Below are 13,800 nucleotides of genomic sequence, written 5' to 3' on the forward strand. Positions count from 1 at the left end.
GACGCCATGCTCGGGGCAGTCCACTCGGGGAATCCGAGCATGCAGGAACGTCTTGAACTGGCACGTGTCCAGATGGCGCCAGACACGAGGCTCGGCATGGTCGCGGCAAGCCAGCTCTCGACCACAAGTAGGGCAAAACCAGCGAACACCAGGACCATGCTCCACGCGGATGTCTACCCGACCTTCCGCCGTGTCCAGTTCAACAGCCTCAACAAACCAGGGCTCGGTCAGCCCGAGAATCCGAAAATATAGGTCCGTATCCTTCATTGGTGCCCTCCGGGAAGGACATTAGCAGATCAGCTACCCACGGAAAACCCGGAAGAGCCAAAAACAAAAAGACGCGCGGGGTCAGCGCAGTTCGCGCTCCACCACGGCGGCCAGATCCTGAGCGTACTGCCGGACTTTGTCGGGATTTTCGCCTTCCACCATAACCCGGCACAGGGCCTCCGTGCCGGAATAGCGCAGCAGCACGCGGCCGCGGCCGGCCAGTTCCTTTTCCACCTGGGCCACGGCTTCGCCGATGGCCGGACGCTCCGCAAAGGGCAGGCGTTTTTCCACCCGCACGTTGACCAGGGTCTGGGGCAGGGGCGTGAGCAGCCCGGCCAGCTGTGAAAGGGGCTTCTCCTTCTCGCGCATAATGCGCAGAATCTGCAGGGCCGCCAGCAGGCCGTCGCCCGTGGTGCTGTAGCGGTGGAAAATCAGGTGGCCGGACTGCTCCCCACCCAGCATGGCCCCCTCGCGGCGCATGGCCTCCATGACGTACCTGTCGCCCACCTTGGTGCGCAGCAGCGTGCCGCCGTGCTCGCGCATAAAAATTTCCAGGGCCATATTGCTCATGGCCGTGGCCACCAGCAAATTGCCCGGCAGCTCCCCGCGGGCCATCATGGCCTGGGCGCACATGGCCATGAGCTGATCGCCGTCCAGAACGACGCCGTGCTCGTCCACCACAATAAGCCGATCGGCGTCGCCGTCCAGGGCCAGCCCCACGTCGGCCCGCACCTCGCGCACCTTGGCGGCCACCACTTCCGGGTGCAGGGAGCCGCAGTGCTCATTAATGTTGGTGCCGTTGGGCCCGGTGCCCAGGCGAAAAACCTCGGCCCCCAGCTCTTCCAGAGCCAGGGGGGCCACCTTGTAACTGGCACCGTTGGCGCAATCCACCACGATGCGCAGACCGGAGAGGGTCAGCTGCGGGGGAAAGCAGCTTTTGGTATAGACGATGTAGCGGCCCCCGGCGTCTTCGATCTTGGTGGCCCGCCCAACGCCGCGCGCGTCGGGGTACGGCCAGGCAAAGCCGGGATCCAGCACCATGGCGGCAATTTCGTCCTCGGTTTCGTCAGGCAGCTTGTAGCCTTCGGCGTCAAAGAACTTGATGCCGTTGTCCTGAAAAGGATTGTGCGAGGCGGAAATAACCACGCCCAGATCCGCGCGCATGCTGCGCGTGAGGAAGGAAATGGCCGGCGTGGGCAAAGGCCCGGTCATAATGACGTGCATGCCCGCGGCGCAGAGCCCGGCCGTGAGGGCCGATTCAAGCATATAACCCGAAAGGCGCGTATCCTTGCCGATGACCACCTTGTGCTGGTGCTCGCCCCGGCGGAAGCGCACCCCGGCGGCCAGGCCCAGGCGCAGGGCCACGTCCACAGTCATGGGGGCCGTGTTGACCGTGCCGCGCAGACCATCCGTGCCAAAAAGACGTTCAGCCATATTCTGCCTCTGGATTGCGGTCTAAGGTTTTTTCTCGGCGGGGTTCTTACGGGTCACCGTCGCTTCGTCCGTGACGGGATTGAGCAGGGTCATGCCTTCGGGCAGGCGGAAGCGCAGCTCCACATTTTTGCTCTCTCCGGGGTCCAGGTCCGGCGGGGTGACGCTGACCTCCAGCTGGCCGAGATATTTGCTGCTTTTGGCGAGCGCTTCGGGCACCTCCACCATAACGTTGACTTCGTCGGGCGTAACGGTATAAGCGCGGCGGTTCTCGCCGGAAACTTCAATTTTGCAGCGCCGGTTCACCACCGTACGGCCGCTGGTGATGGTGTACTGCACCCGCACGGAAGAGGGGTTGGCCGTGACCATGCCGGGCGTATCCAGCGGGATGGTCTGGTGCACAGTGGTGCCGGCGGCTTTGGGGTCCAGCATAATGGTCAGGGGCACGTTGGCGATGTCCTCCACCACGGCCTCGGGCCCGCGCAGCACCACGGTGGCCGGCGTCACGCTCACGTTTTCCACAGTAAGCGCCCCGCCTTTGAGGGGGGAATCCACAATGGCCCGCACGGGCACGCTGCGCTCCTGCAGATTGTCCGCTTTGATGACGATGCGCGGGGGCTGCACGTCAATGAGCTCAAAGGCGCGGAAGCCGGGGCCCAGGTGCTCAGCCGTAAGCGGCACCACGGTGGTGCCCTTTTTGATGTTGGAAAGGTTCACCGCCTGGATGAGCTTGCGCTGGGTAACGGAGCGCAGCAAGGTTTCCGGCCCGCGCAGGCGCACGGTAGCCTTGGTGATGAGGCCGTCGGTAATAACCAGGTTGGCGGGGATGCCGTAATAATCCAGGTTGACTTCAAACTGGGCCTCCAGCCTGTCGCGCACGCTGACCATGTACCACATGCCCACGGCGATGAGGACGGAAAGCAGAAACGACAGCAGGTGGGGCGGACGGCGGGAGGGGTCAGACGATTTCATTGAGCACCTGCCTCAAGCGGGCCGCGTCCAGGGCACGCACCAGCTCGCCCTTCATGGCCAGAGAAATTTCGCCCCGCTCTTCGGAAACCACAATGGCCACGGCGTCGCTTTCCCTGGTGATGCCCAGGGCCGCGCGGTGCCGGGTGCCGAAGCTCTGCCCTTTGGCCACGGCCAGGGGCAGGATGCAGGCCGCCGCCATAATCCGCCCGTGGCTCAGGATGACTGCGCCGTCGTGCAGCGGGGCCTTGGGATAAAAAATATTCATGAGCAGCCGCCGGGAAAGCTGCGCATCCACCCGCACGCCCTCCCGCTCAATCATATCGCCCAGGCGCATGCTGCGCTCCACCACAATCAGCGCGCCCACACGCAGGCGGGCCATTTCCACGCAGGCGGCCACCACCTCCTCCACCGCGTCCTGTTGCAGGCCGCGTTTGCGGAACAGATGGCTGGCCCCCATTTCGCCCAGGGCCTGGCGGATGTCGGACTGAAAAATAACGACAATCAGAATAAACAGGGAACTGAAAATGTGCTGCAGCAGCCAGGTGAGGGTGTACAGGCCCAGCATGTTGGAAACAAAATAGAGCACCGTGAGCAGGCCAAGCCCCGTGAGCACGGCCAGCGCACGCGAACTGCGCAGCATCTGAATGACCTGGTAGAGCAGCACGCTGACCACGGCAATGTCCATGGCATCGCGCCAGTCAAAGGCAATTTGCTCCAAACCCATAGTCGATCCTTACTGCGAAGTGAGGGGGAAGGTGGTCCCGTGGCCAGTGCCATACGCGCTCCGCGGCCCCATGTCCAGAGGCAGAGCGAACGCCCGCGCGGCACGACGGCTGGCCGGATTACGGCCTGGCGGTCAGGGCGGTGGCCACGGCAAGGCTGTGCCGCGCCGCCGCCACCCGGTGCACCCGGTGCCAGAAGACGCCCCGCGCCCGCAAAAGGGCCGTGGCCGTATCCGTGGCCGTGCCCCTGGCCGTGGCGGGAAGGCCCAGCAGGCCGCCGAACACGGATTTCATGGAAAGCCCCATGAGCACGGGACGGCCCAGGGCCAGCCAGTCTTCGGGGTGGGCCAGCAGGGTAAGGTTGTGCTCCAGCGTCTTGCCGAAGCCGATGCCAGGGTCCAGCACAATCCGGTTTTCCGGCAGCCCGGCGCGCACCAGGCGGTTCATTTCCCGCTCAAAAAACGCCGCAACCTCACGCCGCACATCCGTATAGCGCGGGTCGCGCTGCATGGTGTCGGGCCGCCCCTGGCTGTGCATGAGCACATAGCCGGGCCTGTACTGCACCAGCACGTCCAGCAGAGCCGGGTCAAAGGCGCAGGCCGAGATGTCGTTGATGATGGCCGCGCCCATGTCCAGCACGGCGGCCGCGGTGGCGGCGTGGTACGTATCCACGGAGAGGACGGCCGTGGGGGCCAGGCGGCGCAGCCCGGCCAGCACGGGCAAAAGACGGGCGAGCTCGTCCTGCGGCTCCACGGCGGCTGCGCCGGGGCGGGAGGACTCCGCGCCCAGGTCCAGGATATCCGCCCCCTGGGCCTGGAGCTTCAGGGCATGGGCCAGGCCCGCGGGTCCGGAAGGGTGCCGGCCGCCGTCATAAAAAGAATCGGGCGTGAGATTGACAATGCCCATGACGCCGAAGGGGGCGGGCGTGGTCAACGCCCTCCCCCCCATGATGTGCCAGGCCGCAGCCGTGACCACGGCTGCACCGTTATTTTTCGTCATTGCTTCCGGGCCCTTTGGTGTCGTGCGGCTGCGGGGCGTCGTCGGGGCCGTCGTGCCCTGCGGGGGCGGCAGTGTCCGGTTCCAGGGTAAAGTCCGCGTCCTTGGCGGGCGCTGCGGCCGCCTGGGGCTGGCCGTCGTGCCCTGCGGGGGCGTTGCCCTTGCCTTCCGGGGCGGCCGTTTTGATGGGCTTGCCGTTGCTGTCCAAAGGGGGCAGCTCCTTGTTATCCAGCAAAAGGTCAAGGTCTTCGCCGGTGATGGTTTCACGCTCCAGCAGGGCGGCGGCAATGCGGTGGAGGGTCTCCACATTGTCCTGCAGGAGTTTGAGGCAGCGACTGTGGGCTTCCTCCACAATGCGCTTGACTTCGGAATCCACCAGGCGGGCGGTGTCTTCGCTGAAATTCTTGTTCTGCACCCATTCGCGGCCGATGAAGACTTCCTCGCCCGTTTCGCCGATGGCGAGCGTGCCCACGGCTTCGCTCATGCCCCACTCGCAGACCATTTTGCGGGCCAGCTTGGTGACGCGCTCAATATCGTTGGAGGCGCCGGTGGTGATGTCGTCAAAAATGATTTCTTCCGCCACGCGGCCGCCCAGCAGCACCACCAGATTATTGCGCAGATACGAGCGCGAGTAGCCGTGGCGGTCTTCTTCCGGCAGCTGCATGGTCACACCCAGGGCCCGCCCACGCGGGATGATGGTGACCTTGTGCACCGGGTCGGATCCGGGCAGCAGACGCGCACACAGGGCGTGCCCGCCCTCGTGATAGGCGGTGATGCGCTTTTCTTCCTCCGAGAGAATCAGGCTGCGGCGCTCGCGGCCCATGAGCACTTTGTCCTTGGCGTACTCAAAATCGCGCATGTCCAGGCGCTCCTGATTGAGCTTAGCCGCCTGCAGGGCCGCCTCATTGACCAGATTTTCCAGATCCGCGCCGGAAAAGCCCGGCGTGCCGCGGGCCAGCACTTCCAGGTCCACATCGGCGGCCAGAGGGGTGCGCTTGGTGTGAACTTCAAGGATGCGGCGACGGCCGCGCAGGTCAGGGGTGGGCACCACCACCTGGCGGTCAAACCGGCCGGGGCGCAGCAGGGCCGGATCCAGCACGTCCGGACGGTTGGTAGCGGCGATGAGGATGACGCCCTCATTGCTTTCAAAGCCGTCCATCTCCACCAGGAGCTGGTTCAGGGTCTGTTCCCGCTCATCGTGACCACCGCCGAGGCCAGCGCCGCGCTGGCGGCCCACGGCGTCGATTTCGTCAATAAAGATAAGACACGGCGCGTTCTTTTTGCCCTGGACAAAGAGGTCGCGCACGCGCGAAGCGCCCACGCCCACAAACATCTCCACAAAATCCGAGCCGGAAATGGAAAAAAACGGCACGCCGGCCTCGCCCGCCACGGCGCGGGCCAGCAAGGTCTTGCCCGTGCCGGGAGGGCCCACCAGCAGCACGCCCTTGGGTATGCGCCCGCCCAGGCGGGTAAATTTTTTGGGGTTGGAGAGAAACTCCACCACTTCCTGGAGCTCTTCCTTGGCTTCGTCCACCCCGGCCACGTCGGCAAAAGTGACGCGCGCGCTGTCCTGGTTAAGCATGCGCGCGCGGGAGCGGCCGAAGCTCATGGCCTTGCCGCCGCCGCTCTGCATCTGACGCATGAAAAAAATCCATACGCCCACCAGCAGCAACATGGGGAACCAGGAAACCAGCAGGGTCATGTACCAGGGCTGCTCTTCCGGCGGCTCGGCCTTGACCTCAACCTTTTTCTCGATAAGCCGGTTGACCAGGCCCAGATCCTGCGGCGCATAAGTCTGCACGGTTTTGCCGTCCGCGGTCCTGCCGGTAAGGGTGTGCCCCTGAATGGTCACGGACATGACCTGTCCGTTATCCACCTGACTGAGGAAGTCAGAATACGGCACCCGCTGCATGACGCCCTGCGGCTGCTGGAACATATTGAAAAGCATGACCATCGCCAGGACGATAATCGCCCAGAGCATCAGGTTGCGGCTTATCTGGTTCAACATTGCCTCCGTAACGTTTTCCGTACGCGGGGGCGCACGGCCAAGGCCGGACAAACGGCCCGCACCCATAACGGGATACTACCTGTTTGCGCCCGGTGTCAAATGCCTTTGGGGCTTGGCAGCCGTGTGCGCGGCCCTGAGGGCTTATATAAGTCCGCAAGAGCGCTTGGCAATGCGTTGACCGCCAAAAGCCGCCGCATACGCGGCAAAGCTCCGTAAAAAGAGGACGCGCGGATTGTCCGCACGGCGCGGCGTAGGGGGTGAACGCCCCGCGGCCATATGCATGGACCGTACTGTGCGGCAACGGGCCGGTTCGGGCCTGCCTGTTTGGCCGCGGCCGCAAGGCCGCGCCAGGCCCCTTGCGCGGCACGGACTTTTTGCCTATATTTGGGGCTCATGCGGAGGCGTTTCGTCACCGGTGTGGCGCCCGGTCTTCAAAACCGGTGGCAGGCTTTACCGTCTGCGGTAGGTTCGACCCCTATGCGCCTCCGCCAATGAGCTTTTTGGCGGCCGCTTTCAGGGCGGGCGCAGACAGAAAGCCCCCCTCGCGCGCTGCTGCGATGGGGGGCTTTGCGTTCCCGGCTCCGCAGCCGGAAACGCCGCGGCCTTACGGTGCAATGGGGGCAGGTGGGCTCAGCGTCGGGCGCGCGTCCGCATGCAGGCACATATGCCGGACGATGCCGTCCACAAGGCCGATTTTGGGAATCGCAAACTGCATTACGCCCGCCGTATCCGCAGCTTTCAAAAAAATCTCCAGCGCGGGCACGATGACGTCCGCCCGATAGCTGTTGAGCCGGAACCTGGACATCCGCGCCTCCACGTCCAGGCCTTCCAGGGCGGCGTGCAGGGCGCGCAACTCCGCCACGCTGGTGAGGCGATCTTCCTTTTTATCAAGAAGTTTAGCGGCTTTATTAATATTCCCGCCCGTAGCAATGATGCTGCGGGGCCGCCATTCCGCCGCCAGGCGGCGCAGCTCGCGCGTAAAGCGGCGGCGCTCTTCCGCTGCCACAGCCCCGGCCAGCAGCCGCAGCGTGCCGAGCTGAAACGAGAAGGCCTCCACCAGCCGTCCGGCGCGGGCGAGGACCACCTCCGTGCTGCCGCCGCCCACATCTATATACAGGGCCGCCTCCCCCGTGCGCAGACAGCGGGAAAACACATTGGCCTCAAACAGAATTTCCGCTTCCTCAAGGCCGGAGACGATGCTCATCTCAAGCCCGGTGTCGTCCTTGACGGCGGCCAGCAGATCCAGCCCGTTAGCAGCGTCGCGCATGGCGCTGGTAGCGCAGATCCGGTAGTGGTCCACGCTATAGGCCCGCATCAGGTGCAGCAGGGCCAGCATAGCCTCACGAAAAAGCGTTTTTTTCTCTTCGGAAATGCGCCCTCGGGCAAACACGTCCGCCCCCAGCCGCAACGGGATGCGCAGGTAGGCGCACTTTTTTACCGCTTTGTCGGGCTGAAACCGACGCACATCGCTGATCAGGCAGCGCACGGCGTTGGACCCCACGTCCACCGCGGCCACAGTCTGCAGATTCATGGGCGCGCCCCCTTCCGGCTTGCAGCGCGCTTCCGGACGGCGGCTGACGCCCGCTCCTGAACGGCGGGCGCGCTCCGCCGCAGGTTTTTGCGGGCATAATAGTCATAGATCAGGGTCTGCGAACGACAGGGCACCGCCGTAAGGCCTGTATGGTATCTGTTGCAGCAGCCTTCATCAAGCGCCCTGGCCTTGACGTTGTCCGACCATTGTATGGCAAAAATATCCCGCAGGGTCCGCGCCAGCTGGGGGCAACGCACCGGGGCCGCAACCTCTATGCGCCGATCCAGGTTCCTGGGCATCCAATCCGCGCTGGAGATATAGACCTTTTCCTCCTCGTTATTGCAAAAGATGAGGATGCGGGCGTGCTCCAGAAATGTGTCCACAATGCTGACAGCCCAGATATTTTCGCTCAAACCCTGGGCCTGCGGCTTGAGGCAGCAGGCCCCGCGCACGATAAGCCGCACCTCCACGCCGGCGGCCCCGGCTTTGTACAGTAGACGGATCATGCCCTCGTCCGTAAGGCTGTTGAGCTTAAGAAAAATATACGCCGGCAGCCCGGCCTTAGCGTTTTTGATCTCCACTTCTACCAATCTGCGGAAAAAATTACGCATATTGTAGGGGGATACCACCAAATCTGTACACGCCAGCGGCTTGTGCGAGGCTTGCAGCACACTGAAGATGCGACGCGCGTCCTCGGCAAAGGCGGAATCGGCGGTGAGCAGGCCAACGTCGCTGTAGAGCCGGGCCGTATCTTCGTTAAAATTGCCGGTGCCGATATAGACGTATCCCCGTGTGCACCGGCCTTCGGCGCGCTCCACCAGCACCAGTTTGCAGTGCACCTTAAGATCCTTGAGGCTGTGGATGATGTGCACGCCCCCCTGCCGCAGCGCATCTACAGTCTTGACGTTGCGCTCCTCGTCAAAGCGGGCCAGCAGCTCCACAAAGGCCGTGACGCGCTTGCCGTTCTGGGCCGCGTTGATCAGCGCATTGATGACGCGGGACTGCTCTGCCGTGCGGTAGAGGGTGATGCTGATGGCCGTTACCTTGGGGTCTATGGCCGCTTCTCCCAAAAAATCTACCAGATGGTTGAAGGCATGGTAGGGGAAGTGCAGCAGCACGTCCTTCTTTTTGACTACCCGGAGGATGCTGGAAAACGGCTTCAGGTCAGGGTGCGCCAAAGGGGGCGGCACGTTGCTTTCCAGGTCAGGCCGTACGCGGGGAAAGTGCATCAGGCTGCGCATCATATGGTGCCTGCCGCCAGGATCGAGCTCGCTGTTCTTCAGGCTGAGTTTTGAGGTCAGCAGGACAAGCAGGTCTTCCGGCATGCCCCGATCATAGATCAGGCGCACAGGCCTGCCGCGCAGGCGGTGCTCCAGCCCTTCTTCCATTTTTTCGATCAGGCTTTTGGAGACGTCGTCGTCCAGTGAAAGCTCGGCGTCCCGCATCACCTTGAACGTATAGGCGGCAATAGACGTGTAGCTGAACATAAAAAAGATATTGTCCAGACAAAGGCGGATGATGTCGTCCACAAAAATGATGTCATGGCAGCCCGATGGGGAAGGCAGCTCCACAAAGCGGGGGCAGGCGGCGCTGACAGGGATGCGGAGGATGGCATAACGCGCTTTTTTCTTGTCCGTCGGGCACATTTTGACGGCGTGGTAGATGTGGCTGTCCTGCAGGAAGGGCAGCCTGGCGCTGCGGTTGAGGATCAGGGGCACGAGCTGCGGCTTGATGACGTCGGTAAAATAGGCGCGGCAAAAAATCTCTTGCCCGGTGGTCAGCCGACTCTCGTCCCGCATGCGGATGCCCTGCTCTTCCAGGGTCTTCACAACTTCCGCATAGGTAGCGGCAAAGGCCGCCTGCCCCGCGGCGACTTTTTCATTGACGCGGCGCAGGGCCTCCTGCGGGCTGAATCCGCCCATCAGCACCGGACGCCGCGCATCTCTGGCCCGGCACAGACGCACAAGGGCCGCCACCCGCACCCTGATGAATTCGTCCTGATTGCTGGAAAAGATGCCGAGAAAGCGCAGCCGCTGCACCAGCGGCGTAGCCGGATCTCTGGCTTCCTGCAGAATACGTTCATTGAAGCATAGCCAGCTCAGTTCACGATTGTTCATCTTTGCGCTGTCGTACATTCCCTGGCTCCATTGTTATACGTCTGCCAGGGCTTATAGGCGCGGATTGTGAACATTTGACGACAATACGGATACGATAACGCCAAACAGCCTACCGCCGTGCCGCGTTGCGCTTGGGCCCCGCACTGGGGCGCGCGCAGCCCGGATCTCACTGGAGGCGGGAATGCATGGCGGCCCCACAGCGGCATGGCCTTCGCGCCACGTCCGCGGGCCTCCGACGCGGCCGCTACAGGTTTTCCTTTGACAATGGCCGATTTTTTCCCAAAAGTACTGGGATATTCCCCCACGCGCCCGGCCAGGCGCAAAGGAGCCCGCATGGGATATTTCAGCAATATCAATGCAGAACTTCTGGAAAAAATCCCTGTCACTGCTGAAAGCGTACTGGAGATCGGCTGCGCCGGCGGCAGGTTCGGCGCGGCCTTTCTGGCGCGGCACCCTGGGGCCGTCTATGTGGGCGTGGAGCTCTCGGCCCCTGTGGCGGCAGAGGCCGCCCGCCGTCTGCCCACAGTGCTTGTCGGCGACATCGAAGAAGAGGCAACGGTAAAGGCGGCGGCGGCCGCCGCCCCGCCAGGGGGCTATGCAGTGCTGGTGCTGGGCGACGTTCTGGAACACCTGCGCGACCCTTGGCGCACGCTGGCCAGCCTGCGCGGCCTGCTGCGGCCGGATGGCCTCTGCGCGGCCTGCATCCCCAATGTGGCGCACTGGTCCGTCGCCCTGGCGCTCTTGCAAGGCCGGTGGAACTACGAAGAAAGCGGCCTTCTGGACCGCACCCATCTGCGCTTTTTTACCCTGGAATCCATAGCCGGGCTGTTCAAAAAAGCCGGCTTCGCCGCCCTGGAAGTCGCCCCCCGCATCCTGTGGCCGGAAAAAACCGCCCCGGCCCTGCAAGGCCTGAAGGCCGCCGCCGTGGGCCTTGGCCTTGATCCGGAAACCGTGCAGCGCAACGCCGCCGCCTACCAATGGTTGGTGCGGGGGTGCAACGCCGCGCCCCCACCGCCTTTGAGCGTGGCCGCGCTGGGGCTGCGGGAACAGGGCGGCGTCACCCGGGCGCGCGTTGACGCGCCCCTTTCGGCCCTGTCCACCCGCCCCGGCGTACGAGTGGCCTACGGACACGCCAGCTTGGAGCTGCCCGCGGACATGCGGCCCGGCGTATACATCTTTCACCGCTACTTTCTGCATGAGGCGGGCATGCAGCGCAGGCTGGAGGAGCTTATCGCCGCAGGCTGGGTCGTTATTTCGGAAATTGACGACGATCCCCACCACTGGCCGCAGTATGTGGATTCGGATTTTTACGCCTTTCGGGCGGTACACGCCGTCACCTGCAGCACGCCCCTCCTGGCGGATATGCTGCGTCCCTGCAACCCCAATATTTTTGTGCTGCCCAACGCCGCATCCCGTCTGGAGCCTTGCACCCAGGCCACCCCCAAGGACGGCGCGCGTTGCCGAATCTTTTTCGGGGCCTTCAATCGCCAGGAAGACTGGGCCGCCATGGCCCCTACCCTCTACCCCGCTCTGCGTGCCCTTGGCGAAGCCGTGGAGCTGGTTATGGTCAACGATCAGGACCTTTACGCCGACCTGCCCGCCGGCATCCCCAAAACCTTCCACCCGCGCCTGCGCCACCACGACTACATGCGCGTGCTGGCCAGCTGTGACCTGGCCCTGCTGCCCCTCAACGAAACTGCCTTCAACAAGTTCAAGTCTGACTTGAAGTTTGTGGAATGTTGCGCCGCGGGTGTCGTGCCCGTCTGCTCTCCCCTGGTCTACGCTTCCCGCCCAGAACACCGCGAAATCGGCGTCTTTGTTCCTCCGGAAGGCGATTGGGGCAAAGCCGTGCGGAACCTCTGCCGCAACCCGGACGACCTAGCCGCCCGCAAAAAGCGCGGCCTGGACTATGTGGCGCGCCAACGCATGTTCCACCACCAGACAGCAGCGCGCGAAGCCCTCTACCGCCGTCTGCTCCAGGCCCGTCCGCAGCTGGAGGCCCAGCGCCGCGCCCGCCTGGCCGCCTGGCGGGCGGCACAGAAAGAACATGAGGAAGGGGGGAACGCTGGCGTGGACAAAGGGAACATTTGAGCGCTGCCGGACTTCGCCCGTACCCGCGCCGCTGCTTCCTTCGTCGCAAACTGCAGCAGCACAGCATCGTCCTGAGCGGTCATTTGCCGGGCGCGGCTGTTGTCGGCCACGGAATCCAGAATAACAACAGGTTCCGGCCAACCGCCCAGGCCACCTTGAAAGAGGCTGAAAAAACTGCTGGAACGCACGGCCGTGGCGGCCGGCGGCCCCTCCATAGCGCAGATTAACTTTGAGAATCTGTGTTCTCAAAGTTTAAGGCACGCTCGTTTCGGCGCTTAACAGCGCAAATAAATTGCGCTTACGCCTCCACAGCGGGCGCCTGCTCACGCAGCCGCCAGGGAATTTCAAAGTTGAAATGCCCTGGGTGTGGAAGACCAGCCCTCGGAATGCGTTCGCCTCGGCGTGGGACAGGCGGCGTCAACAGTGAACCCGCTTCTTGCCTCAGTCATTGCGCGCGCCGCAGAGCGCGCAGCACGTCCACCGCCAGGGCCACGGCCAGGGGAGTGGCCTTTTCGTTATTCACGCTCACAGCTACGGCGCAGCGCGTTTGCCGGTCATACATATAGACCGTGCCGAAGCCGGGAAAGAGGCCCAACTTGCCCAGCACTTCCAACGGCGGATCCGTGAAGCGGAAAAAGGTGCAGCCGTCCAGTTCGCTGGTGCTGTAGCCTTCCTCCTGCACGGGGGACAGAGCCTCCTGGCCGTCGGGCAGGACCAGGGGCGCCAGGGGCAGTGTCGCAAATACGTCTTTTTGCAACATGCGGTCCAGATTGACAAGGCGCACCACATCTGCGGGCGTGGCCACAAGGTCGCCCGTGCCCAGGGCCACGGAAATGCTGGCCGCCAGGGGCAGACGGAACTGCCCGTTCAGGCGGGTGTAGCCGCAGGCCAGCCGGGGCGTTACGGCAGCGTCTTCCCCGACGACAAGGCCGCGCATGCCCAGGCCTTCCACAAACATTTTTCGCACCTGCGCCGCGTAGGTTTGCCCCGTGATTTTCTCCGTCAGAAGGGCCAGAATAACGTAGCCCGTATTGCAGTATGCCTGCCGCGTGCCCGGCGCAAAAGCCAGAGGCTCCTTGCCGGCCATACGCATGATTTCTTCAGCCGAAAAGGCGCGGGTCAGGTCGGCGCGCACAGGGGCAAGCTGCAGCATGTCCGCAAGGCCCGAAGTGTGTTCCAGCAAGTGCTGCACCGTAATGATCCCACCGTAGGGAAAGTCCGGAAAGAAACGGGACAAAGGCGTATGGGGGGCAAGCCTGCCCTCCTCCATAAGGCGGTGGATGAGGGCTGCCGTGTACACCTTGGTGACGGACCCGATTTTGCAGCGCGTTTCCGGGGTCATGGGCACGGCGTTTTCCAGGCAGGCGCTGCCAAAGGCGGCGCATATGGGCGTTTCTTCACCTTTGCGCAGCACGGCCAGCGAAAGCCCGGCTATTTCCGGTCGGGCGGCGTATGCCGCGCCCAGAGCATTGACCACGGCACGCGCCTTTGGGTGAGCATCCGGGCTGACGCCGCCGCGCGGCGCGCAGGAAGCCAGCAGGAGTACGCCGCACAGCAGGGGCCATAGCGGCGGCCAGGCGCGTTTGGCACGAGTATGGATAGTAGTCACTGTACTCTCCTTTCCGCCGGTGGTCCCGGACGGGATGCGCGCAGTGGGTGGGGGTT

10 protein-coding genes and 1 tRNA gene are annotated in these 13,800 nt (G+C 63.7%); 2 read left to right on the plus strand and 9 right to left on the minus strand.

The window, feature by feature from the left end:
- From BLS55_RS02385 to ftsH, 6 genes are all read right to left on the minus strand, one after another.
- Nucleotides 1–267, minus strand: a 267-nt coding sequence (locus BLS55_RS02385; protein ID WP_143339500.1) for a transposase family protein, incomplete at its 3' end; no start/stop codon positions are given.
- 81 nt (nucleotides 268–348) lie between these two features.
- Complete coding sequence (gene glmM, locus BLS55_RS02390; RefSeq protein WP_092152774.1) at nucleotides 349–1,701, minus strand: phosphoglucosamine mutase; 1,353 nt, start codon at nucleotides 1,699–1,701, stop codon at nucleotides 349–351.
- 21 nt (nucleotides 1,702–1,722) lie between these two features.
- Complete coding sequence (locus tag BLS55_RS02395; RefSeq protein ID WP_092152775.1) at nucleotides 1,723–2,670, minus strand: CdaR family protein; 948 nt, start codon at nucleotides 2,668–2,670, stop codon at nucleotides 1,723–1,725.
- Nucleotides 2,657–3,394: a diadenylate cyclase CdaA gene (gene cdaA, locus BLS55_RS02400; RefSeq protein ID WP_092152776.1), complete on the minus strand. Its 738-nt coding sequence runs from the start codon at nucleotides 3,392–3,394 to the stop codon at nucleotides 2,657–2,659. The genes BLS55_RS02395 and cdaA overlap by 14 nt, the downstream gene beginning before the upstream one ends.
- A gap of 118 nt (nucleotides 3,395–3,512) precedes the next feature.
- Nucleotides 3,513–4,391: a dihydropteroate synthase gene (folP, locus tag BLS55_RS02405; RefSeq protein WP_092152777.1), complete on the minus strand. Its 879-nt coding sequence runs from the start codon at nucleotides 4,389–4,391 to the stop codon at nucleotides 3,513–3,515.
- Nucleotides 4,378–6,393 carry an ATP-dependent zinc metalloprotease FtsH gene (gene ftsH, locus BLS55_RS02410; protein WP_092152778.1) on the minus strand — a complete coding sequence of 672 codons (2,016 nt, stop codon included), beginning with the start codon at nucleotides 6,391–6,393 and terminating at the stop codon, nucleotides 4,378–4,380. Before ftsH ends, folP begins: the two co-directional genes overlap by 14 nt.
- A gap of 400 nt (nucleotides 6,394–6,793) precedes the next feature.
- Between ftsH and BLS55_RS02415 the strand changes: the two genes are divergently transcribed.
- Nucleotides 6,794–6,887, plus strand: a tRNA-Sec gene (locus BLS55_RS02415).
- A 113-nt stretch (nucleotides 6,888–7,000) separates the two neighbouring features.
- Here BLS55_RS02415 and BLS55_RS02420 read toward each other — a convergent pair.
- Entirely contained in the window at nucleotides 7,001–7,927 is a 927-nt protein-coding gene (locus tag BLS55_RS02420; RefSeq protein WP_092152779.1) for a Ppx/GppA phosphatase family protein, read from the minus strand.
- Nucleotides 7,924–10,044, minus strand: a complete 2,121-nt coding sequence (gene ppk1, locus BLS55_RS02425) for a polyphosphate kinase 1 (RefSeq protein WP_092152951.1) — start codon at nucleotides 10,042–10,044, stop codon at nucleotides 7,924–7,926. The genes BLS55_RS02420 and ppk1 overlap by 4 nt, the downstream gene beginning before the upstream one ends.
- Nucleotides 10,045–10,377: 333 nt before the next feature.
- Here ppk1 and BLS55_RS02430 point away from each other — a divergent pair, with 333 nt between their 5' ends.
- Nucleotides 10,378–12,135: a methyltransferase domain-containing protein gene (locus BLS55_RS02430; RefSeq protein WP_180365373.1), complete on the plus strand. Its 1,758-nt coding sequence runs from the start codon at nucleotides 10,378–10,380 to the stop codon at nucleotides 12,133–12,135.
- A 445-nt stretch (nucleotides 12,136–12,580) separates the two neighbouring features.
- On the opposite strand, the gene BLS55_RS02435 is transcribed toward BLS55_RS02430, so the two are convergent.
- Nucleotides 12,581–13,744: a serine hydrolase domain-containing protein gene (locus BLS55_RS02435; protein ID WP_180365374.1), complete on the minus strand. Its 1,164-nt coding sequence runs from the start codon at nucleotides 13,742–13,744 to the stop codon at nucleotides 12,581–12,583.
- Nucleotides 13,745–13,800 lie beyond the last annotated feature (56 nt).

The sequence above is a fragment of the Desulfovibrio legallii genome, from assembly GCF_900102485.1.
Lineage (GTDB): Bacteria > Desulfobacterota > Desulfovibrionia > Desulfovibrionales > Desulfovibrionaceae > Desulfovibrio > Desulfovibrio legallii_A.

Excerpts from the sequence above, each read along its gene's own strand:
- glmM (WP_092152774.1), bottom strand. The coding sequence starts at position 1,701 with ATGGCTGAACGTCTTTTTGGCACGGATGGTCTGCGCGGCACGGTCAAC.
- BLS55_RS02395 (WP_092152775.1), bottom strand. The coding sequence starts at position 2,670 with ATGAAATCGTCTGACCCCTCCCGCCGTCCGCCCCACCTGCTGTCGTTT.
- cdaA (WP_092152776.1), bottom strand. The coding sequence starts at position 3,394 with ATGGGTTTGGAGCAAATTGCCTTTGACTGGCGCGATGCCATGGACATT.
- folP (WP_092152777.1), bottom strand. The coding sequence starts at position 4,391 with ATGACGAAAAATAACGGTGCAGCCGTGGTCACGGCTGCGGCCTGGCAC.
- BLS55_RS02420 (WP_092152779.1), bottom strand. The coding sequence starts at position 7,927 with ATGAATCTGCAGACTGTGGCCGCGGTGGACGTGGGGTCCAACGCCGTG.
- ppk1 (WP_092152951.1), bottom strand. The coding sequence starts at position 10,044 with ATGAACAATCGTGAACTGAGCTGGCTATGCTTCAATGAACGTATTCTG.
- BLS55_RS02430 (WP_180365373.1), top strand. The coding sequence starts at position 10,378 with ATGGGATATTTCAGCAATATCAATGCAGAACTTCTGGAAAAAATCCCT.